The sequence below is a fragment of the Gluconobacter kondonii genome, assembly GCF_002723995.1.
In the GTDB taxonomy this organism is placed as follows: domain Bacteria; phylum Pseudomonadota; class Alphaproteobacteria; order Acetobacterales; family Acetobacteraceae; genus Gluconobacter; species Gluconobacter kondonii.
The window spans coordinates 154751-176099 of record NZ_BEWP01000002.1 but is presented as its reverse complement, the minus strand read 5'-3'; the positions used below and the strand labels follow the sequence as shown (position 1 = coordinate 176099).

17 protein-coding genes are annotated in these 21349 nt (G+C 60.7%); 11 read left to right on the top strand and 6 right to left on the bottom strand.

What is annotated here, in order from left to right:
• Positions 1–139 precede the first annotated feature (139 nt).
• Complete coding sequence (locus GKO01_RS03285; protein WP_099285731.1) at positions 140–1270, top strand: CDP-glycerol glycerophosphotransferase family protein; 1131 nt, start codon at positions 140–142, stop codon at positions 1268–1270.
• A 6-nt stretch (positions 1271–1276) separates the two neighbouring features.
• On the opposite strand, the gene GKO01_RS03280 is transcribed toward GKO01_RS03285, so the two are convergent.
• Complete coding sequence (locus GKO01_RS03280) at positions 1277–2635, bottom strand: L-serine ammonia-lyase (RefSeq protein ID WP_099285730.1); 1359 nt, start codon at positions 2633–2635, stop codon at positions 1277–1279.
• Entirely contained in the window at positions 2636–3700 is a 1065-nt protein-coding gene (locus GKO01_RS03275) for a threonine aldolase family protein (protein ID WP_244901303.1), read from the bottom strand.
• An 83-nt stretch (positions 3701–3783) separates the two neighbouring features.
• Between GKO01_RS03275 and folD the strand changes: the two genes are divergently transcribed.
• Genes folD through GKO01_RS03260 form a run of 3 tightly spaced genes read left to right on the top strand, consistent with a single transcriptional unit; the run spans position 3784 to position 7490 of the window.
• Positions 3784–4707: a bifunctional methylenetetrahydrofolate dehydrogenase/methenyltetrahydrofolate cyclohydrolase FolD gene (gene folD, locus GKO01_RS03270; protein WP_099285728.1), complete on the top strand. Its 924-nt coding sequence runs from the start codon at positions 3784–3786 to the stop codon at positions 4705–4707.
• Positions 4704–5456 carry a methylenetetrahydrofolate reductase gene (locus GKO01_RS03265; RefSeq protein WP_099285727.1) on the top strand — a complete coding sequence of 251 codons (753 nt, stop codon included), beginning with the start codon at positions 4704–4706 and terminating at the stop codon, positions 5454–5456. The genes folD and GKO01_RS03265 overlap by 4 nt, the downstream gene beginning before the upstream one ends.
• 33 nt (positions 5457–5489) lie before the next feature.
• Positions 5490–7490 carry a M1 family metallopeptidase gene (locus tag GKO01_RS03260; RefSeq protein WP_099285726.1) on the top strand — a complete coding sequence of 667 codons (2001 nt, stop codon included), beginning with the start codon at positions 5490–5492 and terminating at the stop codon, positions 7488–7490.
• Positions 7491–7647: 157 nt separating this feature from the next.
• On the opposite strand, the gene GKO01_RS03255 is transcribed toward GKO01_RS03260, so the two are convergent.
• Positions 7648–8067, bottom strand: coding sequence for a flagellar biosynthesis regulator FlaF (locus tag GKO01_RS03255; RefSeq protein WP_099285725.1), 420 nt, complete (start codon positions 8065–8067; stop codon positions 7648–7650).
• Between the two features lie 138 nt (positions 8068–8205).
• Positions 8206–9678: a flagellin gene (locus GKO01_RS03250; RefSeq protein ID WP_099285724.1), complete on the bottom strand. Its 1473-nt coding sequence runs from the start codon at positions 9676–9678 to the stop codon at positions 8206–8208.
• A 178-nt stretch (positions 9679–9856) separates the two neighbouring features.
• Here GKO01_RS03250 and GKO01_RS03245 point away from each other — a divergent pair, with 178 nt between their 5' ends.
• The 4 genes from GKO01_RS03245 (at position 9857) to GKO01_RS03230 (ending at position 15411) form a co-directional block, all read left to right on the top strand.
• Positions 9857–11089 carry a putative DNA modification/repair radical SAM protein gene (locus GKO01_RS03245; RefSeq protein ID WP_099285723.1) on the top strand — a complete coding sequence of 411 codons (1233 nt, stop codon included), beginning with the start codon at positions 9857–9859 and terminating at the stop codon, positions 11087–11089.
• On the top strand, positions 11086–12570 hold the full coding sequence (locus GKO01_RS03240) for a UdgX family uracil-DNA binding protein (RefSeq protein WP_099285722.1): 1485 nt from the start codon (positions 11086–11088) through the stop codon (positions 12568–12570). Before GKO01_RS03245 ends, GKO01_RS03240 begins: the two co-directional genes overlap by 4 nt.
• 160 nt (positions 12571–12730) lie before the next feature.
• A complete protein-coding gene (locus GKO01_RS03235; RefSeq protein WP_099285721.1) occupies positions 12731–13837 on the top strand; it encodes an HlyD family secretion protein in 1107 nt (368 codons plus the stop codon).
• Positions 13834–15411 carry a DHA2 family efflux MFS transporter permease subunit gene (locus GKO01_RS03230; RefSeq protein WP_099285720.1) on the top strand — a complete coding sequence of 526 codons (1578 nt, stop codon included), beginning with the start codon at positions 13834–13836 and terminating at the stop codon, positions 15409–15411. The genes GKO01_RS03235 and GKO01_RS03230 overlap by 4 nt, the downstream gene beginning before the upstream one ends.
• Here the strand turns inward: GKO01_RS03230 and GKO01_RS03225 are convergent.
• Positions 15405–16073, bottom strand: a complete 669-nt coding sequence (locus GKO01_RS03225) for a TetR/AcrR family transcriptional regulator (protein ID WP_099285719.1) — start codon at positions 16071–16073, stop codon at positions 15405–15407. The genes GKO01_RS03230 and GKO01_RS03225 overlap by 7 nt on opposite strands.
• Before the next feature lie 98 nt (positions 16074–16171).
• On the opposite strand from GKO01_RS03225, the gene GKO01_RS03220 reads away from it, so the two are divergent.
• Positions 16172–17749: an efflux transporter outer membrane subunit gene (locus tag GKO01_RS03220; protein ID WP_099285718.1), complete on the top strand. Its 1578-nt coding sequence runs from the start codon at positions 16172–16174 to the stop codon at positions 17747–17749.
• A 64-nt stretch (positions 17750–17813) separates the two neighbouring features.
• Here the strand turns inward: GKO01_RS03220 and fbaA are convergent, their stop codons facing one another.
• Positions 17814–18890 carry a class II fructose-bisphosphate aldolase gene (gene fbaA / locus GKO01_RS03215; protein WP_099285717.1) on the bottom strand — a complete coding sequence of 359 codons (1077 nt, stop codon included), beginning with the start codon at positions 18888–18890 and terminating at the stop codon, positions 17814–17816.
• Positions 18891–19061: 171 nt separating this feature from the next.
• On the opposite strand from fbaA, the gene GKO01_RS03210 reads away from it, so the two are divergent.
• Entirely contained in the window at positions 19062–19832 is a 771-nt protein-coding gene (locus GKO01_RS03210) for a response regulator (protein ID WP_099285864.1), read from the top strand.
• Between the two features lie 20 nt (positions 19833–19852).
• Entirely contained in the window at positions 19853–21241 is a 1389-nt protein-coding gene (locus GKO01_RS03205; protein WP_244901314.1) for an ATP-binding protein, read from the top strand.
• The last annotated feature ends 108 nt before the right edge of the window (positions 21242–21349 follow it).

The window sequence follows — 21349 nt, the reverse complement described above, 5'->3', positions numbered from 1 at the left end:
ATTATGAAGAAAATGTTACATATTTCGGTGTCAGGATTTCTGCGGACGGGATCTTGCGGCGACCCGTCTTCTCCTGAAGGCCTCAATCCCGAAAAGCGCAGGTTTCCGGCCTGTTTTTCAGGCAGGACGCATCTGATTAATGAAAATCGCCTTCATCTATATTGCCGAACCCTATCAGTGCTACCACACGGCGTCCGTTGCCAGCGCACTGGCCGCGATCCCCGGTCATGAGGTGGTGGAATATTACAGTTTCCCAGAGACGGTGAAGCATCTCGCACGCATCCGTCGTGCACTGGACGTGCCTGACCTGCCGCTGAAGGCTTTTCCGAAATCCTTGAAAGCCCGACTACTGAAGCGCGCAAGACGCCTCGATCAGGAACGATTGGTGGTGCTGCGGGAGAACATCGCCGAACTGAACCAGTATGATGCGGTGGTGGCGACGGAATATACGGCCGGTGTGCTGAAGGACATGGGGCTTTGCGGCCCGAAACTCATCCTGTTGATGCATGGCGCTGGAGACCGCTACGTCAATGACGAGCATCTGGTGCGGGATTTTGACCTGACGCTCGTTCCCGGCCCCAAGGTCGAGAGCTATTTTCAGGACAAGGGCCTTCTGAAGCAGGAAACCACGCGGGTCGTGGGATATCCGAAATTCGATGTGTTCGAGGCCGTGCAGCGCGAAAAGACGATCGCGTTCGGCAATGGTCGCCCGTTTGCGCTGTATAACCCGCATTACCAGCGCAAGCTGACCTCCGCATCAGGCTGGATGATGCCGCTGATCCGGGGGTTCAAGGCCCAGAGCGAGAGCGGGGAGAGCGACTATAATCTGGTCGTGGCGCCGCATATCAAGACCTTCCACAAGGGGTTCGGTATTCGCGAACGTCAGCTCAAGCGGCAGCGAAGCCCCGAAGTGATGGTCGATACCGGGTCGTCCGCCATGCTGGACATGACCTACACGTCTCAGGCGGCACTTTATATTGGCGATGTCAGCAGTCAGGTTTACGAGTTTCTCGGTATTCCGCGCCCCTGTGTTTTCCTCAATCCGCGCAAACTCTCATGGCGGGATGACCCGTATTTCCTGCACTGGACGCTGGGTGAAGTGGTGGAGGATCTGGACGATCTGATGCCTGCCATTGCCCGCGCGCAGGAACGCCATGCGGCATATCGTCCGGCGCAGGAAAGCCTGTTTCACGAAACCTTTGGCACCCCGCTTTTGGGGGGATCGCAACGCGCTGCGGACGCCATCGCGGAGTTCATGGCCGCGGCGTGAGGCCTTTCAGCATTCGGGGAAATTGACGGCCAGACCGCCAAGAGACGTTTCCTTGTAGCGGTGGTTCATGTCGCGTCCCGTCTCGGCCATCGTGCGGATGACCTGATCGAGCGAGACGTGATGTGCGCCGTCGCCATGCATGGCGAGGGATGCCGCGTTGATGGCCTTGATCGCGCCGAACGCATTGCGCTCGATGCACGGGATCTGCACCAGCCCCGCCACCGGGTCGCAGGTCATGCCCAGATGATGCTCCATGCCGATTTCGGCGGCATTTTCAACCTGAAGCGGCGTAGCGCCCAAGGCCGCCGCCAGCCCCGCTGCCGCCATTGAGGACGCGACGCCGACCTCGCCCTGACAGCCGACTTCCGCGCCTGAAATTGACGCATTGAGCTTGAACAGACCGCCAATGGCCGCTGCCGTCAGCAGAAACCGGCGCTGTCCGTCGAGCGAGTATTCGGGGCAGAACTCCCGGTAATAACGCAGCACGGCCGGGATCACGCCCGAAGCGCCATTGGTGGGAGCCGTGACGACGCGCCCTCCGGCGGCATTTTCCTCGTTCACCGCAATGGCGAACAGGCTGATCCAGTCCATGATGCCGTGCGCGGAAGGCTGGTTGCTGCGGCTTTGGTCCTTGAGCCGTTCGTAGAGTGCGGCGGCCCGCCTGCGAACGTTCAGACGTCCCGGCAGCGTGCCGGAGCGGTGCAGCCCGGCGTCCACGCACTCCATCATCACGGAGACGATCCGGTCCAGATAGGTTTCGACCTCCGTACGGGGGCGTAGCACACTTTCATTCGCCAGAACGACGCCTGCGATATCGAGCCCCGTGTTTTGCGTGCGCTCCAGAAGCTCCGTGCCGCTGGTGAAGTCATACGGCATGTCGGGCTGGGCGTAGGTCGCGGTTTCGGTGGCCTGTTCCGGTACGATGAAGCCGCCGCCGACCGAACAGAACCGCGCGCAGGCGAGCAGGGTGTCCGTGGAATCGAATGCTTCGAACTGGAGCGTGTTGGGATGGACCGGCGGGACGGTCTTCGTGTCGAGTACGATGTCCGTGTCCGGGTTGAACGGCGTGGGATGGCCGTTGAACGCAATGAGATGCGCCTGCGTCACGGACTGCACGATGTCGTCTGCGAGCGCCGGGTCCATCGTGTCGGGCTTTTCTCCCGCCAGCCCGAGAATGACTGCGCGGTCCGTCGCGTGGCCCCGGGCCGTCCAGGCGAGCGAGCCATAAAGCGTTACCCGCAGTCGCGCCACATCCGGGGCATCGCACAGGCTCTCCGCAAAGCGGGCGGCCGCGCGCATGGGGCCGATGGTATGGGACGAGGACGGCCCGATGCCGATCTTGAACAGGTCGAACAGGCTGATCATTCAGGCAGCGATTTCAGCCAGCAGCGCATCGACGTCTTCGATGCGTGTGTGAAAACTCGGCACGAGGCGAATCAGCGTGCCCGATACGCCTTCCGGCGTGGGCCAGCGATAGAAGCCAAATCCTGCGGCTTCCAGTTCTTCGACAAGCCGGTCCGGCAGGATGACGAACACCTCGTTGCCCTGCGTTTCGAACGGAAGCTGTGCACCCGCATGCCGGCGCAGACCTTCGACGATGCGCTGGGCCATGGCGTTGGCATGGGTGCTGTTTTTCAGCCACAGATCGTCTTCCAGCAGCGCCAGAAGCTGCGCGCTCAGGAAGCGGGCCTTGGACCACAGATGCCCGCTGCGCTTTATGCGACGCTCGAAATCCTTCAGCACCGGACGCGTGCGGTCATTGACGAAGAACACGACCGCTTCCGCCGCCATCGCCCCGCATTTCGTACCCCCGAACGACAGGACATCCACCCCGGCTTTCCATGTCGCTTCGGCGGGTGTGCAGCCCAGATGCGCGATGGCGTTGCTCAGCCGCGAGCCATCCAGATGAACGCGAACGTCATGGTCATGCGCGATCTCACAAAGCGCTGCGAGGCTTTTCGGCGCATAGACCGTGCCCCATTCGGTGGCCTGCGTCAGCGACAGGGCGTGGATGGGGGGCTTGAGGATCCCGCCCTCCGCATTGACCCGCAGTCCTGTCCGCAGGGCCTCGGCGTTCATGCGGCCATCGGCAGAGGGGAGCGTGACGAGTTTGGCGCCATGCATGAAGAACTCGGGCGCGCCGCCTTCGTCGTTGTTGATATGCGCGCTCTGGTCGCACAGAACCGCGCCATAGGGCGCCACGAGCGAGGACAATGCCAGACTGTTCGCCGCCGTTCCCGTCACAATCGGGAAGACCGCAACCTCCGTTTCAAAAACTTCGCCAAACCGCGCATTCAGAGACCGGCTCAGCGCATCGTCGCCATACGAACCCACATTGCCCGCGTTAGCGCGCATCATGGCGTCCATAACGGCGGGGCATGCGGGAGAAACATTGTCACTGGCGAAGTTCTTGCGTATTTCGTCGGTCACGAGACCATCCTCAGTTCCTGTAGCCGTTACGGCCCATTCGTCAGCGTAACTGAAACGACCGCCTGTTGTCATCCGGAGAGCCCATGAGCATGTTGTCCCCCGAGAAGCAGTCCGAACTGGCCTCAAAAATCATCGACGGCAAAGCCATCGCCCGCGCCCTGACCGATCAGGTGGGCCGTGAAGTGGCGAAATTCGTCGAGCAGGGCAATACGATCCCCGGTCTTGCCGTGGTGCTGGTGGGTAACGATCCGGCGTCGGAGGTCTATGTGAAGAACAAGGCGATCCAGACCCATCGCGTGGGGATGCGCTCTTTTATGCACATGCTCCCGCAGAGCACGTCGCAGGAAGACCTTCTGGACCTGATTGCACAGCTCAACACCAACCCGAAAATTCACGGTATTCTGGTGCAGCTTCCCCTGCCAGCGCAGATTGATCCGGTTGTCGTGACGAACGCGATTGCCCCGCACAAGGACGTGGACGGTCTGGGTGAAGTCAATGCGGGCCGTCTGTCGCTCGGGATCGACGGGATCGTACCCTGCACGCCGCTGGGCTGTCTGATGCTGCTCCAGTCCGTCCATAAGGACATGACCGGAAAACATGCTGTGGTGATCGGCGCATCCAACCTCGTGGGCAAGCCGATGGCGCAGCTTCTGCTCAAGGAAAACTGTACGGTTACGGTTGCGCATATCCATACGCGCAACACGAAGGAACTGGCCCGCGAGGCCGATATTCTGGTTGTTGCGACTGGCAAGAGCGGTCTGGTCCGTGGGGACTGGATCAAGCCGGGTGCGACCGTGATCGACGTTGGCATCACCCGCGTTGCAGCGGAAAACGGCAAGACCCGTCTGGTCGGGGACGTGGTGTTTGACGAAGCACTTCCGGTCGCGGGGCACATCACGCCGGTTCCGGGTGGCGTTGGGCCGATGACGATTGCCTGCCTGCTGCACAACACGCTTCAGGCGGCCCGCGCCACATCTTCTTCAACGTCTGCGGATGCCTCCTCATGACGCGCGTTTCTGTTGAACTGGTTCCACGCAACGCCGACTCACTGATGGCGGATGTGCAGACCGTGCGGGAGATTCTGCCGCAGGTCAGCATGCTGAACGTCCCGGACCTGATCCGCTTCGATCTGCGTAGCCATGACGCGGCATCGCTGATCGTGAAACAGACGCCGTTCGAGGTGATTGCGCATGTCCGTGCGACCGATATCGCCCCGGGTGCGCCGCTGCCCGGTGCGGACCGGCCGGAGCTGACCTCTATTCTGGTCGTCGCCGGAGATCCGCCGCCAGCTGGCAGCGACCGGGTGGTTTATCCTAATACCTCCGCGCAGATCATCGAACGCTACCGCCGCGAAGCCCCGCATCTGAAGGTCTATGCGGTGTTCGATCCCTATCGCCGAGCGCCCTATCACGAGCTTGAGGAGATTGCCTGCAAGCGCGACGCCGGGGCCTGTGGCTTCTTCACCCAGCCGCTTTTCGACATTCCGATGCTCGAATGCTGCATGGACTGGCTGCGGGACGACACGGTGTTCTGGGGCATTTCCCCCGTTCTGGGCGACAAATCCCGCCGGTACTGGGAGCGCATGAACCACGTCATCTTCCCGCGCGATTACGACGGGACGCTCGACGGCAACATCGCTTTTGCGCGCCGGATGCTCGGTGTCGTGAACCAGAAAAACGACAATGCCTATCTGATGCCGCTGAAAGTTGATCTTGCCTCCTATCTGGGAGCGCTTGGAGATATTATAACGGAATAACATCGAACTTACCCAACGGAGGGCCCGCCCCGGATGTCTGTGCGCCTTTTTCTGCTTCCTCTGCTGGGAGGCGTACTCGTTCCCGCCGCCCTGCTGCCCGAGACCGTCACTGCGAAAACCCTCGCTGACCCGGCCACTGTCTTCGCGCCCCTGACCCTTCCCGACGCTCCGAACGTCTATCGCTCAGGGTCGGGGCTTCCGGGGCCGCAATACTGGCAGAACCGCACGGACTACGTCATCCATTCGCGGATCGACACGCAGGCCCATGTGCTGCACGGTTCCGAAACCGTGACTTACAGCAACAACAGCCCCGAGGCACTGGATGTGTTGTGGCTCCAGCTTGACCAGAATATCTACCGCGCCGACACGCGCGCTGCCGTCGGCGCTATTCCCGGCAGCCACATGATGACGGGCGATCATACCGACGGCATGACGATCGAACACGTTTCGGTCGTGCAGGGTGGCCGTGAAGTGGAGGTCACGCCGCTGATTTCCGACACGCGGATGCAGCTCACGCTGCCCCGCACGATCGATCCGCATGGCGTGGCTTTCGTGAAAATCGACTGGCATTACACAATCCCCGGTCCGTGGGGCGGCCGTACCGCTGTTACGCCGACCCGCGAAGGCGACATCTATGAAGTCGCGCAGTGGTATCCGCGCCTGAGCGTCTATGATGACCGTCGGGGCTGGAACACGCTGCCCTATCTGGGGCAGGAATTTTTCCTCGAATATGGCAGCTTTGATTACAGCGTAACGCTGCCGTGGAACTACACGCTCGTAGGCTCCGGCGCGCTGCTCAACCCCGAACAGGTTCTCACCCCCGTCGAGCGGAACCGTCTTGCACAGGCCGCGCAGAGCGATGCGCGCGTCATGATCCGCACGCTCGATGACATCACCGATCCAAAAAGCCATCTGAAACAGAGTGGCGAGGTCACCTGGCATTACGGGATGCGGAACACACGCGATGTGGCGTTTGCCGCCTCGCCAGCCTTTGTCTGGGATGCCGCGCGCATCAACCTGCCGCCCGTCGTGCCCTGGACGAACTATCATGCCGTGCCGAGACTTGCGATGTCGGTCTATCCGCGTGAGGGGATCGGGCCGCATGGCTGGGATCGCTCAACAGATTACGTCAAACACGCCATCGAATATTTCTCGTCGCAGTGGTTCGAATACCCTTGGCCGAACGCCATCAATCTGGGTGGTCATGGCGCGGGAATGGAATATCCGGGCATCGTTTTTGACGGCATCAGCGACCGCGATCCGCAGCTTTTCTGGATCACGACCCATGAGCTGGGTCACGGCTGGTTCCCAATGATCGTGGGGACGGACGAACGTCGCAATGCCTTCATGGATGAGGGCTTCAACACCTTCATCGACGTCTATGCGTCCGATCACTTCAATAATGGCGAGTTCGCTCCCAAGCGTGATTCTGAATTCGCTCCCCAAACCGGCAATCCCGCGCAGGATATCGTCCCGGTCCTGACTGACCCGGATGCACCGGTTCTTATGACGGCCGCCGATGGTGTGTCTGAAAAATATCGCCACAGCGTGACGTATTTCAAAGGCGCTTACGGGCTGAAACTGCTGCGCGAACAGATCCTCGGACCAGTCCGGTTCGACGCGGCCTTCCGGCGCTATATTGCCGAATGGGCCTACAAACACCCGTCTCCGTCAGATTTCTTCCGCCTGATGAGCAGCGAAGCGGGCGAGGATCTGGGATGGTTCTGGCGCGGCTGGTACTTCACCAATGCCGCCCCGGACTATGCGCTTGGAGCCGTCCATCACGACGCCGGAAAGCCTGTGACGGTACAGGTCCGCAATTACGGAGCACTTCCGCTGCCGGTGGTTCTGCGTGCCGATTATGCGGACGGGAAATCGGAAGACCTCCGCATCCCGACCGAAGCCTGGCGCCAGAGCAGCGATATTGTTGTTTCGCTGCCGGTTCATGACGGCCTAAAGGCCGTGACCCTCGACCCGGACCATGTCATCCCGGATATCGACCGTTCCGATAACCGACTGACCATTACGCCCTGATATTGTCACGACAGGCGAGGCATCGAGAACGCCTCGCCTGTCGTTGCTTCTGAGCATGGAAAAAGGGCGTCCAGGTGAACCGGCGCCCTTTTTCCATGCTCTGGTTATTAGTTTTCTTGCGTCTCGCAGAAAATGTATGCCCGCAAGGCGAGAAACTTCAGCCCACAAGTTCCAGAGAAGATTGGCCGGTCGTGCCGGCATAAGCCGAAGATGTTGTCGTCAAGACGGGAGGCTTGGTGTTCGCAGAGAGGCCTTCGATCATGTCATTGTTGACGTCAACGAGAGGCTGCAGATCTTTCGGTGCATTAAAGGCCGCGTTGGAATAGCGCATCGACCACGATCCAACCTTAAGGATATCATCGCGCAGCACAGAGGGGAGGGGGCAATCAACTCTCTCGACGCTGAGAGAGAGAATGCTCCACAGCTTCAGATTGGCGGCCAGCGCGGCGACCTTTTTTTCATGATCTTTGGCTTGCGTGAGCAGTGAATTGACGTGTCGGAAAGCCATGACCTCCATCTCCCGGGAAGACAGATAACTTCCGGACTGTTTTTGATACTGTGAGGCTGCGTAGGTCATGACGGCAAACTCCGTGTGAAAAAGACTGTTTCAGAAACCTCTGTCCCCTGCGTCCAGAGGCTTTTGAAACAGTCCCCGCACTCTGGCTGGGGAAAGTCTGGAGAGTACCGGATAGACCGGTACCCTCCAGAAACCTGATCAACCGCGGAAGAGGCTGAGCAGGGTGGACGACTGCGAGTTCGCAATCGACAGCGACTGAACGGCGAGCTGCTGCTTCGTCTGAAGCGAGGTCAGCTTGGCGCTCTCGGCTGCCAGATCGGCATCCGTCAGCGCGCCAACACCCGTCGTCAGGGCGTCGGACAGGCTGGATGTCGTGGTCTGAAGGTTGGAGATCGTCGTGCTGGAATAACCGATCGTGGACGCCGTGCGCGTCACGCTGGAAATAGCAGCCTGAACGATGGTGCTGACGACGGCAGCACCGGTGACGGCCGTGGGGGTGGCGGAGGAATTCAGTCCGTTGGCGGCGGTCAAGGCCGTGCTCGACGTGTCGAGGTTGTTACCGGCAACCGTCAGGTTGTTAGAAGAATCACGGCTTACAGCAAAGCCCTGATACTGCATGGCCTGTGTGAGCAGGTTGGTCTTGTTGACCATGAGCTGGCTCGGGGAGCCGGTCGTTGTGGCAGTCGTGTTGCCCGTGGCAGCGCTGAGATTAACATCGGAGATCACGGTCTTGGCCGTTGCGTTGCCGTTCGCATCGGTTCCTGTTGTAACGCTGTAGACCGCGTTGCCATTACCATCCTTGGAAGCCACGACGCTCTTGCCATTGGCCAGAGAAAACGTCACGGAGCCGTCAGAGGCGGTGGTCGATGTAGTGGTGGATGTTCCTTCTTGCAGCTTGCCGTTAACAAGGCTGAATGTTCCGCCGGAAGCGGTATTCAGAGCCGTCAGCGCATCAGCTTGTGTGCCTGCTTCATCCATAACGAAGTTGTAGCTGACCAGTGGGTCTGTTGCCGATCCCATCGCAGCGGTAGCAGTCGATCCTGTTCCTGTCGATGCAATCGCAGGTACGCTGCTCAGTTTAAGAGATTGGGAGCCGGTGTAATTCGTGCTTCCCAGAGCAATATCCATACCTGCCGTGTCCATGCTCAGATTGGACAGGCCCAGACCGGCGGAGGTCACGTTGAAGCCGTTCTGCGTGAAGGTGGAACCCTGTGCGTCCATGGCGGTCGACAGGCTTGTATAGGTCGTGCCGTTGCCCGTCTGACCGGAGAGCAGGTTCACGCCCTGGAACTTCGCGCCCGTAGCGGCGGAGTCGATGGAGGCCAGTGTCTTAGTGATGGCATCGTTCAGGGTCGAGTTGTCGACGCCTGTCGTGTTCGTGCCGATCGTGGTGGCGAGAGACTGAAGCGCGCTCGAAATGCTCGACAGACCCGTCGTTGCCGTGTTCAGCACCTGAGCGGAGAACGCAAGACCGGTGGAAACACCCGACAGCGTCGAGATCTGTGCCGTCATGTTCTGGGCGATGGAATACATCGCGGGATTGTCGGACGCCGTGTTGACGGACTTGCCCGTGGAAACCGCGTTTTCGGTCTGGGTCAGGTCTGCCGTCGTCTGGTTCAGGCTCTGGAGCGCGGCCATTGCCGCAGTGTTCGTATTGATTGACAATGACATTGAATCGGTTCTCCGTCGGTGCAGGTTTGCGGCCTCAGGATAGGGGGGAGTGGTTAACGGAAGCTGAATCGGTTCCGTTAAAAAAAGCCCTTCAAAAATAACGGAAAACTGGGAAACAACAGGTTAATTTCACGGTTTCTCTTGCGTTCCATACTCCGGAACGAAATAAGAACAAGACATGAAGAAAACACTCTCCCAGAGACTGGCGATTCTCTCCGATGCGGCGAAATACGATGCCTCCTGTGCGTCGAGTGGCTCGACGCGTCGGGACTCCGCAAAGAGCGGGGGGCTTGGGTCCACCACAGGGAACGGAATCTGTCACGCCTATACGCCGGATGGGCGGTGCGTGTCGCTGCTCAAGATCCTGCTGACCAATTTCTGCGTCTATGACTGCGCCTACTGCATCAACCGGTCGTCTTCGAATGTGGAGCGTGCGCGCTTTACGCCCGATGAGGTTGTGTGGCTGACGCTTGAGTTCTACCGGCGGAACTGCATTGAGGGGCTGTTCCTGTCCTCGGGCATCATCCGGTCGTCCGACCACACGATGGAGCAGCTTGTGCAGGTGGCGCGGGATCTGCGTCTGAAGCATGGGTTTCGGGGCTATATCCATCTCAAAACCATCCCCGATGCGTCGCCGCGTTTGCTGGAAGAGGCGGGGCGTTATGCGGACCGTCTGTCGATCAATGTGGAAATGCCGACCGTGGCGGGGCTGGAGCAGTATGCGCCGCAGAAAAAAGCGGGCGGTATCCGGCAGGCGATGGGGGAGATGCGGCTGAAGATTGATGCGGGCAAGGACCGCAGCCATACCGGGCGCCGGGCCGAACGGTTTTCGCCGGGCGGGCAGAGCACGCAGATGATCGTGGGGGCGGATGCGGCGTCTGATCAGGATATTCTGGCCAGCAGCGCCAATCTCTACGGCTCCTATGGTCTGAGGCGCGTCTATTACTCTGCCTTCAGCCCCATCCCCGATGCGTCCGCTCTGCTGCCTGCGAAAAGTCCGCCGCTTCAGCGCGAACACAGGCTCTATCAGGCGGACTGGCTGTTCCGGTTCTACGGATTTGCTTTCGGAGAACTAACGGCCGGACGTGCGGACGGAATGCTGGATCTGGAACTGGACCCCAAGCTGGCCTGGGCTTTGGATAACCGGGCGTTGTTTCCGCTGGATCTGAACCGGGCGCCCAAGGAAATGCTGCTGCGGGTTCCGGGTCTGGGTGTGAAGGCCGTGGCGGCCATTCTCAGGGCGCGGCGGCATCAGGCCGTGCGGTTGGAGGATCTGGCGCGGCTGAACGTGTCCATCCGAAAGGTTCGGCCCTTTGTGCAGACGCCGGGTTGGAGTCCCGCCCGCCTGACGGACCGGCACGACCTGCGCAGCCTGTTCAGCCCCGCGCCCCAGCAGATGAAGCTTTTGTGACACGTTACGTCCTGACTCTTGAGGACAGTGCGGCTTTTGAGCCCTGGCGGGAGATGGCGCGTGCGGCTTTGCAGCGTGCGATTCCGCCGGAGAGCCTCGACTGGCGGATCAGGGGCGGCGAGACGGATCTGTTCGGGCAGCAGACCAATGACAGCGACGGCATGGTGGCGCTGACGGAGGGGCCGGTCCTGAAAAGCGTGACATTGCGCGCGTCCTGCATCGCCCTGCTGCGGGACATGCTGTGCCATTCCGATCCGGGCCGGTTCGCGCTCGCTTATCGGATCGCATGGCGCGTTCAGGGCAATCCGCATCTGCTGGATGTGGCGACGGATGTCGATATCGCAAAAGCGCGGATCATGATCCGGCAGAACCGGCAGGACTGTCACAAGATGACGGCTTTCGTCCGCTTTCGCGAACTGCCCGCACAGATCGGGGGAGGGGGACGTCGACGGTTCCTCGCCTGGTTCGAACCGCAGCATCATATTCTCGAACGGGTCGCGCCGTTCTTTGCAAAACGCTTTACGGACATGGACTGGATGATCCTGACGCCTCGCGGGTCCATCCGCTGGGACGGGAAGGACCTGGCTTACTCCGCCGAACCCTGCGAACAGCCGGAACTGGATGACGGGTTCGGGGATCTGTGGAACACCTATTATGCCTCCACCTTCAATCCGGCCCGTGTCCGCACGAAAGCCATGCGGCGTGAGATGCCGGGTCGCTACTGGAAAAACCTGCCCGAAACGCGCCTGATCCCGCAGCTTGTGGCCGGGGCTGAAGCGCGCGTCCGGATGATGGCCGAACAAATGCCTCTGCCGGCTCCGGCTTTTCACGGAAAGCTGCGTTCCCGCGACAATCTTCCCGTCCAACCTCTTTCGCATACGCCTGAAGATCTGGCGGCGAAAATTCGGACCTGCACCGCCTGTCCGCTGCACTGTGCGGCCACGCAGGCCGTCGTCGGGGAGGGGGCGATCGATGCGCGGATCATGGTCGTCGGCGAGCAGCCGGGCGATCAGGAGGATCTGGCTGGACGGCCCTTCATTGGTCCGGCTGGGCAGGTTTTGCAGGAGGCGCTGGAAAAAGCGGGGGTCGATCGTAGCACGCTGTATCTGACGAACGCGGTCAAGCATTTCCGTTTCCGCCTTCAAGGACGCCGTCGCATCCATCAGAGCCCGGATGAGGCGCATGTCGCGGCCTGTCGCCCTTGGTTAGAGCAGGAAATCGCGCTGGTCCGTCCCAAACTCATCGTCTCGCTTGGTGCCACGGCTCTGAAGGCGCTGGATGGTCCGGGCAGCGTGATGGCGGAGAGGCGCGGAACGCTCTGGACGGTGGGAGAGGGCGAAAATGCCGTCCAGCGTCTGGCACTGGCTCACCCGTCCTGGCTGCTGCGTCTTGGGGACAGCGCACAGGGAGAGATCGAACGGCAGCGCTTCGGAGAGGGCCTTGTGCGTCTGCGGGATTTTTGCGGCCGCCCGAAAGTGTAAGGGATATGAAATTGGAAACGGATCAGTTTTTTCCAGCTTGAAGGCTGCGAGACGATATGTCATGGATGACCGAACCGATCGGTCAGTGGAGGGTTCCAAACCCCGCACACCAAGCCCGGTCACGATCTGACAGACCTGTTTTCAAAGCGAGAAAAACACTATGGCGCAAGGCGATCAGGCCGATCACGCGCAGGATGACACGACATCCGACAAGAACGGAAAGCCGCAGAAAAAGCGCAATCCCGTTGTTCGGATCGCGTTGATCCTGCTGGTGATTCTGGTTCTCGTGGGTATCGGGGCCTATCTTTTCCTGACCCGCAACAATATCGAGACGGATGACGCCTACACGGCCGGTCGCAAGGTTGCCATAGCGCCCCATGTCAACGGTTACGTCACGCAGCTTCTGGTGAATGACAACCAATTCGTCCATGCCGGTGATCTGCTCGTAAGAATCGACAGCCGGGATTATGCTGCTTCCCTCAACAAGGCCGAAGCCGCCGTGTCTCAGGCGAAGGCCAATATCGACGCCTATCAGCTCATGCTGGCCGTGGCGCACAAGAACTTCCCCGGACAGCTCGTTACGGCACAGGGCAACCTCGCTGCCGTTCAGGCCGAACTCATCAAGGCCGAAGCCGATTACCGTCGCCAGCGTTCAGTGGCGCGTGCCGCTACGTCGCAGCAGGATATCGACTATGCCCGCGCTGCGCTGGATCAGGCGAAGGCCCGCGTCCTTCAGGCGCAGGGTCAGCTGACGCAGGCTGAGCCGGTCAAGGAAAACGTGGCGAGTGCCGATGCCCGCGTCACACAGGAGCAAGCCTCCCTTGCGTCCGCCAATGCGGAACTGACGCAGGCCCGCCTGAACCTCGAATGGACGGAAGTCCGCGCTCCGCATGATGGCTGGATTTCCCAGCGTAACGTCGAGCGTGGCGACTACATGCAGGTCGGGCAGGAGATGTTCTCCATCGTCGAGCCGGAAGTCTGGATTGTGGCGAACTACAAGGAAACGCAGCTCACTCACATGCGTGCCGGGCAGAAGGTGGATATCGACGTCGATGCCTACCCGCAGCTCAAGCTGCATGGCCATGTGGATTCCATCCAGCTTGGCTCGGGTGAATCCTTCAGCGCCTTCCCTCCTGAAAACGCGACCGGAAACTTCGTGAAAACGGTCCAGCGCATTCCGGTCAAGATCGTGGTGGACAGCGGGCTTGATCCGAACCTTCCGCTGGCCCTTGGCCTGTCTGTCGAGCCGACGGTTTATGTGAAATGAGTGATACTGCCGGGCATCAGGACTGGAAACCCAGTCACAATCCGTGGCTTGTGGCCGTTACGGTCACGCTGGCGGCTTTCATGGAGGTGCTGGACACCACCATCGTCAACGTGGCGTTGCCGCATATCGCGGGGTCGCTCGGCAGTTCGTATGATGACGCCACCTGGGCATTGACGTCCTATCTGGTGGCAAACGGCATCGTGCTGACGATTTCAGGCTGGCTGTCGCGGCTCTTTGGCCGCAAACGCTACTTCCTGATCTGCATTACGATGTTCACCGTCTCGTCCTTCCTGTGCGGACTGGCGACATCGCTGCCGATGCTGGTGGTGTTCCGGCTGATGCAGGGCTTCTTCGGAGGCGGCCTGCAACCCAGCCAGCAGTCCATCATCCTGGATACATTCCCGCCTGAAAAGCGCGGGGCAGCGTTCGGCCTGACGGCCATCGCCACCATCGTCGGCCCGGTTCTGGGGCCGATGCTGGGCGGCTATCTGACCGATAATTTCTCCTGGCGCTGGATTTTCTTCGTCAACGTGCCTTTTGGTATTCTGACGGTGATGGCCGTGACGGCCTTTGTGGAAGATCCACCATGGGAGCGCAAAAAGCGCGAGAAGGTGGATGTTATCGGCATCAGCCTAATTACGCTGGGCTTAGGATGTCTTGAGGTCATGAGTGATCGTGGCGAAGATGACGACTGGTTCAGCTCACACTTTATCGTCACAATGGCTGTGCTGGGTGTGATCGGCGTTGTCGGGGCCATTCTGTGGCTGTGCTATGCGAAAAACCCTCTGGTCCGCCTATCCGTTTTCAAGGACCGTAATTTTGCTGTCGGCACACTGCTGATCTCAATGGTGGGCGCGACGCTCTATTCCTCGGCGATTGTTGTGCCGCAATTTGCCCAGCAGGTTCTTGGCTACACGGCAACCACTTCAGGTTTACTTTTGGCGCCGGGCGGTGTCGCGGTGATCTGCTTGATCCCAATCGTGGGCAAGCTGATGAAATTTATCCAGATGCGTTATCTGATCGCGTTCGGATTTTTTGCGATGGGCATGGCCATGTTTCAGGCCGCGAACCTGTATGCTGCGATCGATTTTAAGCATCTGATGTTCTATCGCATCAGTCAGACGGCCTCGCTCGCGTTCCTGTTCGTGCCGATTTCGACGATCGCTTACTCGACCTTGCCGCGCGAACTGAATGCGGATGCGTCTGCTTTGTTCTCGATGGCCCGGAACTATGTCGGCTCCCTCGCCATTTCTCTGGCGACGGCAGCGATCATCGAGACCCGGCAGCGCCAGCAAACCTATGTTGCGGATCACATGACCCCCGCCAATCCGGGGTTTAATTCCTATATCGCCAATGCTCAAAAGGTCGCGGAAGCGCATGGTTTCCCGGCTGCGCAGGCACATCATTACGCTCTCTACCGGACCTTTCAGGAATTCACCTCTCAGGTCTCCATGCTGGCCTATAATGAAGTTTTCAACTGGATTGGCGTGATTGCGCTGTTCGTGGTGCCGCTGTGCTTCCTGCTGTCTCCCAACGGCAAGAAGGCGGCTCAGGCCTCAGGCGGCGGTCACTGATGGCGCGGTTCGTAGATCTTCAGGAAGCTGTCGGCGGTAAAGGCGGCAAATTCCGCAATGGCGGCATCGCTGTCATCGACCGGCAGTCCGAAGCGTCGGTGCTGGATGATGCGGGCCTGACACATGAGCATGAACTGCTCGGCCGAGAGGCTCGGATCAGCAATCTCCAGTTCCCCAAGGGCCACGCTGCGCGCAAGATATTCCGTCAGGTTGCTGAGCGTTCGGCCAAAACCGTAGCGCCAGAACGTGTCGGCCAGATGGGGAAATTTTTCGACTTCGCTGACGATGATGCGATGCAGCCCCAGCGCCATCGGCGAAATCAGCAGATGAACCGTCATGTCTGCAAAGCGGATCAACGTCACGCGGATGGATTGTTCACTGCCGTGCGACAGCGCTTCGATGGAGGCCATATGGCAGCGGGCCTGTTCCTCGAAGAACGCGGAAAACAGGGATGCCTTGCCATCGAAATGGTTGTAGAGCGTTCCCTTGGACACGCCGGCCATCTGCGCGATACGGGACATGGACGCGCCTTCGTAGCCGTCCGCCAGAAAGATCGTTCCGGCCCCCTTCAGAATCTGTTCGCGCTTGGCGTTTCCCGCAGGATCGGTGTTGGCCGATCCGTCGGGAGTGTCCGCGTGGCCGTCGTCCGTGATGCCCGTCATGTGAGCGAAAAATCCTTCTGTCCGTCAGGTTGTATTCCTGACATGCTGACCGAACCGGTCGGTCACTGCAAGATCATTTCCGCTTCAGGAGTTTCTTTGTGAGCGCAGCCTTCACTTCCCGCGCGCTGCTTTGCGGCTGCGCCCTGTTCACCCTGTCCGGCTGCCTCATGGTGGGGCCTGAATATCACGCGCCCAAGCCCTGGTCGCCTGCGCATTATACCGACCATATGGCGGGTGCGCCCGACAGCATTATCAGTGAGGTGAAGGCCGACAGCCGTTGGTGGCAGGTTTTCCACGATCCCGAACTGACGTCTCTGGAAGCCCGTCTGGTCAATCAGAACCTGTCCTTCCGCCTTGCGACCGCCAATCTGGCGCAGAGCCGCGCACAGCTTATCATGGCGGGGGCCGAGCGCTTTCCGGCCCTGAGCGCCTCGGGCTCGTATCAGCGTAGCCAGTACAGCACCAAGGAAATGCAGGAGATCATCAGTCGGGTGGGCGGCAATATCGCGAAATCCGCTGGTAACACCCTCGGATCTTCGGTCGGACCACTCCTTCAGGGAGGGGCCGATGGTGCCACCGTTCCGCTACTGAACCAGTGGCGCAGCGCAATTGATGCGACCTATGAAATCGACCTATGGGGCCGTGTCGCGCACCAGTATGATGCTGCCAAGGCCGATCTTCAGGCGACGGACGAGGAACGCCGTTCCATTCTCATCGCCCAGCAGGCCGACATGGCGCGGGGTTACATGGGCCTGCGTGGCGACCAGCAGCGCCTGAAGATCCTGCGTGACAATCTGCGGGTTCTCACTCAGATCACCTCCATCGCGCAGGAGCGCTATCATGGCGGTCTGGTGACGGAGCTGGATGTGGACTCCGCGCAGGGCCGTCTGCATGACACGCAGGGTCAGGAAGCTCAGCTCGAACAGGCTGTGGCGCAGGAAGAAAACGCGCTTGCGCTGCTTCTGGGGGCGCCTCCGGGCAGCCTGAATGCTGAGCTGGACAAGAACGCCGGCGTGCCGGTCGTGCCGCCTGTGGTGCCCGTTGGCATTCCGTCCGAACTGGCCCAGCGCCGTCCGGATATCCGCGAAGCCGAGGCCCATCTGCGTGGTGCGGTGGCCGAAGTGGGCGAGGCCACGGCGGATTTCTATCCCAAGGTCACGATCAATGCCGATTTCGGCTTCCAGACCCTGTCGTTTCGCGATCTGGGGTTCTGGAATGCGCGTGCCTGGAATGTCGGCCCGTCCATTTCGCTCCCGATCTTTCAGGGCGGACGGCTGTACGGTCAGCTTGAGTTGAAGAAATACGCGCAGAAAGCGGCGGCGATTTCCTATCAACAGACGGTCATCAAGGCATGGCATGACGTGGACAACGCGCTGATCGCCTATCGGGACGAACAGCTGCATCGTCAGGGCCTTCAGGGTGCCGTTAACGACAACAGCCATGCGCTCATGCTGGCCCAGAGCCAGTATCGCAGCGGCCTGACGAACTATCTGAACGTTCTGAACGCGCAGTCACAGCTTCAGTCCGCCCAGCTTGATCTTGTCAGCAGCGACGCCACGCTGGCGACCAACCTGACGCGTCTTTACAACGCGCTCGGCGGGGGTTGGGAAGACGCTCTTCCCAACAATCCGGACGTGGCGAAAGCGCAGCTCGCCTCCGCAACGCCCGGTCCCTGAACGGAAAGCTCTTGAACGGGAGGCTTAAGCCTCCCGCAAGCCGGTCCCGTCAGGCCCTTATCCGTTAGGCTTTATGTGCGACGGACCGGCCCTTGGAGCCTAGAATCTCGAAGGCTTCGTCCAGTCGGCCGACGATGGATTTCTCGCCCACGCGCAGCCATTTGCGGGGATCGTAGAGGGACTTCATCGGCTTGTCAGTGCTGGGGTCGATCTGGTGCTGGAACGCGACCGGATGCTCCAGAATATAGTGGCCCACGCCCTGTGCGAACGCGAACTGGATGTCGGTATCGAGGTTCATCTTGAACACGCCGTAGGACACTGCGGCGTCGATTTCCGCAAGCGTCGAGCCTGAACCGCCGTGGAACACCAGTGGCAGCGGCTTGGGACCGCTCTGCGTGGCCTGCTCGACCGCTTCCTGCGAGTTCTTCAGAATCTCGGGGCGAAGCTGCACATTGCCCGGCTTGTAAACGCCATGCACGTTGCCGAAAGACGCGGCAATCGACACGGTGCCAATCGGGGAGAGCAGGTTCCAGGCCTTCAGAACATCTTCGGGCTGCGTGTAGAGATGGGCGTTGTCCGCACCATCTTCGAGGTCGTGGCCAACGCCATCTTCCTCGCCGCCGGTCACGCCCAGTTCGATTTCCAGCCCCATCCCCAGAGGAGCAAGGCGCTTGAGCATCGCGGCTGACGTCGCAAGGTTGTCCTCGAGCGGTTCGGCGGACAGATCGAGCATGTGGGAGGTGAACAGCGGCTTGCCGGTCGTCCGGAACTCTTCCTCGCTCAGGGTGATGAGGTCGTCGAGCCAGGGGATCAGCTTGCGGTCGGCATGATCGGTATGGAGAATGACGGCGATGCCGTATTCCTTCGCCAGAAGATGGACGTGTCGTGCCATCGAGGCCGCGCCGAGCACGCGGGCGCGATGGGCGTCGGGCAGGCCTTCGCCGGCATAGAAGCGCGCGCCACCATTCGAAACCTGAATGACGACGTCCGATCCGTTCCGGGCCGCTGCTTCCAGAACGGCATTCACGCTGTCGGTGCCGACGACATTAATGGCGGGAAGGGCATAGCCCCCTTCATGGCAGGCCTTGATAAGGGCCGTATAACTGGCGCCACTGACGACGCCGGGTGGAATTCTTGACATTGGCGGCTCCAACTGAACGCATGAAACAGGCCAGCAAAACGGGTGCGGCTGTAATGCGTTGTACTGTACGATACCAATCGGTTTTCGTCATGAGCCTTCAAATCACTGAAAGATTTATTGTCAGGATTTGTCGCTTGTGATGCCCGCCCTGTGGAGACTATGGAAAAAGACATGGTGCCAAATCTTTCCGACCCAGATCTTCCCGCCCGTATCCTCGTCGTCGAAGATGACGCCGGAATGCGGACCCTCATCCTCCGTGCCCTTCAGGGCGGCGGCTTCCGCGCACGAGGTGTTGCCTGTGGGGAGGAGATGTGGGCCGCGCTTGAAGTCGCACCCGTCGATCTCATCATCATGGACATCATGCTGCCGGGCAAAAGCGGCATCGAACTGTGCCGCGCGCTGCGCAGCGGCCAGGGTGCCCAGCACGAAAACGAGACGCCTCCCGCCCAGGTGCCGATCATCATGGTCTCCGCCCGGGGCGAAGAGCGCGATCGCGTGACCGGTCTCGAATCGGGCGCGGATGATTACGTCCCCAAGCCGTTTGGACAGCGCGAGCTTCTGGCGCGTGTGCGGGCCGTACTGCGTCGCGGCATCGCCACCACCGGCGCTCCGCAGGAGCGTGTCCGCCGCGAGACGCTGCGTTTTGCGGGCTGGACGCTCGATCTGCGCCGCCGCGAACTGACGGACCCGTCGGGCGCGACCGTCGATATCTCCGGCGCGGAACATGACCTGCTGACCAGCTTTCTGGACAATCCGCAGCGTGTCATCGCGCGTGATCGTCTGCTGGAACTGTCGCGGACCCGTCTGGGGGATGTGTCGGACCGGAGCATCGATGTTCTCGTCAGCCGCTTGCGCCGCAAGCTGGGCTCGGACGCCGACCAACTCATCCGGACCGTGCGCGGCCTTGGATACATCTTCGTGGCAGAGGTTGAACGGGTCTGAACATTCAGAATCGCATCCTGCTGTGGCCGCTGGGGCTGGTCGGGCGCGTCTGCGTTGTCCTGACCGTCGCAGTGACACTGGTGTTTCTGACGAACGCCATTTTCTACGGTCAGGCTGAAACCTATATCGTCGATGACGTGCGCATCGCCCAGCTTGGCGAGGCGCTGAGCACGGATCTGCGCGTGCTGGCTGCGGCACCTGTCAGCCAGAGATCGTTTCTGGCTGTTATGCTCTTGGGCAGCGAACTCAGCGTGGCCTGGCAGCCAGCCTCCATCGCACCCGTATTACCGGGGCGCTCCCCCGTCGCGCTCACACAACTCGTCCAGCGTCTGAAGGCGGACGATCCCATTCTCGAACAGGCCCATCTGGACCTCTATACGCTGGGGCCGGGGAGTGCGGACGTGCTGGGGTCCCAGCGTCTGCCGGATGGAAGCTACATCCATTTCCGGGTGCCGGGGATGCTCGGCCATCATCGCGTCACGCGCGGTCTGGCCTCGGCAGCGATTGCGGCTGGAGCGGTCGCCATCGCCGCGACCATGCTGATCCGCGGCCTCAGTATGCCGCTCCGTGCGCTGGCCTCGGTCGCCGACCGCATCGGCTCCAACGAAACATGGGTGCCGCTGGCTGAGCGTGGTCCGCCGGAAGTCCGCGGCCTCGCCCGTGCCATCAACGCGATGCAGGAGCGCATCCAGAGCCTCATCAACGACAGAACGCAGGCTCTGGCGGCGGTTTCGCACGATCTGCGAACGCCCCTGACGCGCCTGCGCCTGCGTTGCGGCTTTCTCAATGACGGCGAAGCACAGGCCGCCATCGAGGCCGATCTGGACGAGATGGAAGCCATGGTGAACGGCATCCTCGCCTATCTGGCGGGGGCCGACGATCCCGAAGTCCCCCGTACCATCAATATCGTTGCGACGCTCGAAACCCTCGTGGACGACCATGTGGATCGTGGCCATGAGGCCCATTACGAAGGGCCGGACCGCGCGCTGGTCCATGTTCGTCCGCTCGCCATGAAGCGCGTCCTGTCGAACCTGATCGAAAACGCCATTAACTATGGCGGCAATGTCCTCGCCACGCTCCGCACCCGTGAGGACGGCGCGCTGGAAATCGCCATCAGCGACAGCGGCCCCGGAATCCCCGAAAGCGAATACGAACGTGTGATCGCCCCGTTCTATCGTCTGGAAAGCTCACGCTCGCGGGCGACGGGGGGAATCGGGCTGGGTCTGGCCATCGTGCAGCGCGAAATCTCGCGCGAGGGCGGCACTCTGGTTCTCGGGCGCGGAGATGCCTCGAAAGGCTATGGCGGGCTGTGCGCGACCATCATCCTGCCGAAGGGACTCCCGTCTCCATCAAGGAAAAACGAGGGGAAAACCGAGGGAAAAGGCGAGGGGCAGGGCGAAGAGGTCTGATCGGGCGTGTTCTAGCGTTAAAAACACGCGAAGTCGGACCAATGCAGTCCCGACACTTGCACCTTGAGGCGAAGTGGCACATGTCAGGGCGGACTGGAACGCAAGGAC

Excerpts from the sequence above, each read along its gene's own strand:
- GKO01_RS03285 (WP_099285731.1), top strand. The coding sequence starts at position 140 with ATGAAAATCGCCTTCATCTATATTGCCGAACCCTATCAGTGCTACCAC.
- GKO01_RS03280 (WP_099285730.1), bottom strand. The coding sequence starts at position 2,635 with ATGATCAGCCTGTTCGACCTGTTCAAGATCGGCATCGGGCCGTCCTCG.
- folD (WP_099285728.1), top strand. The coding sequence starts at position 3,784 with ATGAGCATGTTGTCCCCCGAGAAGCAGTCCGAACTGGCCTCAAAAATC.
- GKO01_RS03265 (WP_099285727.1), top strand. The coding sequence starts at position 4,704 with ATGACGCGCGTTTCTGTTGAACTGGTTCCACGCAACGCCGACTCACTG.
- GKO01_RS03260 (WP_099285726.1), top strand. The coding sequence starts at position 5,490 with ATGTCTGTGCGCCTTTTTCTGCTTCCTCTGCTGGGAGGCGTACTCGTT.
- GKO01_RS03255 (WP_099285725.1), bottom strand. The coding sequence starts at position 8,067 with ATGACCTACGCAGCCTCACAGTATCAAAAACAGTCCGGAAGTTATCTG.
- GKO01_RS03250 (WP_099285724.1), bottom strand. The coding sequence starts at position 9,678 with ATGTCATTGTCAATCAATACGAACACTGCGGCAATGGCCGCGCTCCAG.
- GKO01_RS03245 (WP_099285723.1), top strand. The coding sequence starts at position 9,857 with ATGAAGAAAACACTCTCCCAGAGACTGGCGATTCTCTCCGATGCGGCG.
- GKO01_RS03235 (WP_099285721.1), top strand. The coding sequence starts at position 12,731 with ATGGCGCAAGGCGATCAGGCCGATCACGCGCAGGATGACACGACATCC.
- GKO01_RS03230 (WP_099285720.1), top strand. The coding sequence starts at position 13,834 with ATGAGTGATACTGCCGGGCATCAGGACTGGAAACCCAGTCACAATCCG.
- GKO01_RS03225 (WP_099285719.1), bottom strand. The coding sequence starts at position 16,073 with ATGACGGGCATCACGGACGACGGCCACGCGGACACTCCCGACGGATCG.
- fbaA (WP_099285717.1), bottom strand. The coding sequence starts at position 18,890 with ATGTCAAGAATTCCACCCGGCGTCGTCAGTGGCGCCAGTTATACGGCC.
- GKO01_RS03210 (WP_099285864.1), top strand. The coding sequence starts at position 19,062 with ATGGTGCCAAATCTTTCCGACCCAGATCTTCCCGCCCGTATCCTCGTC.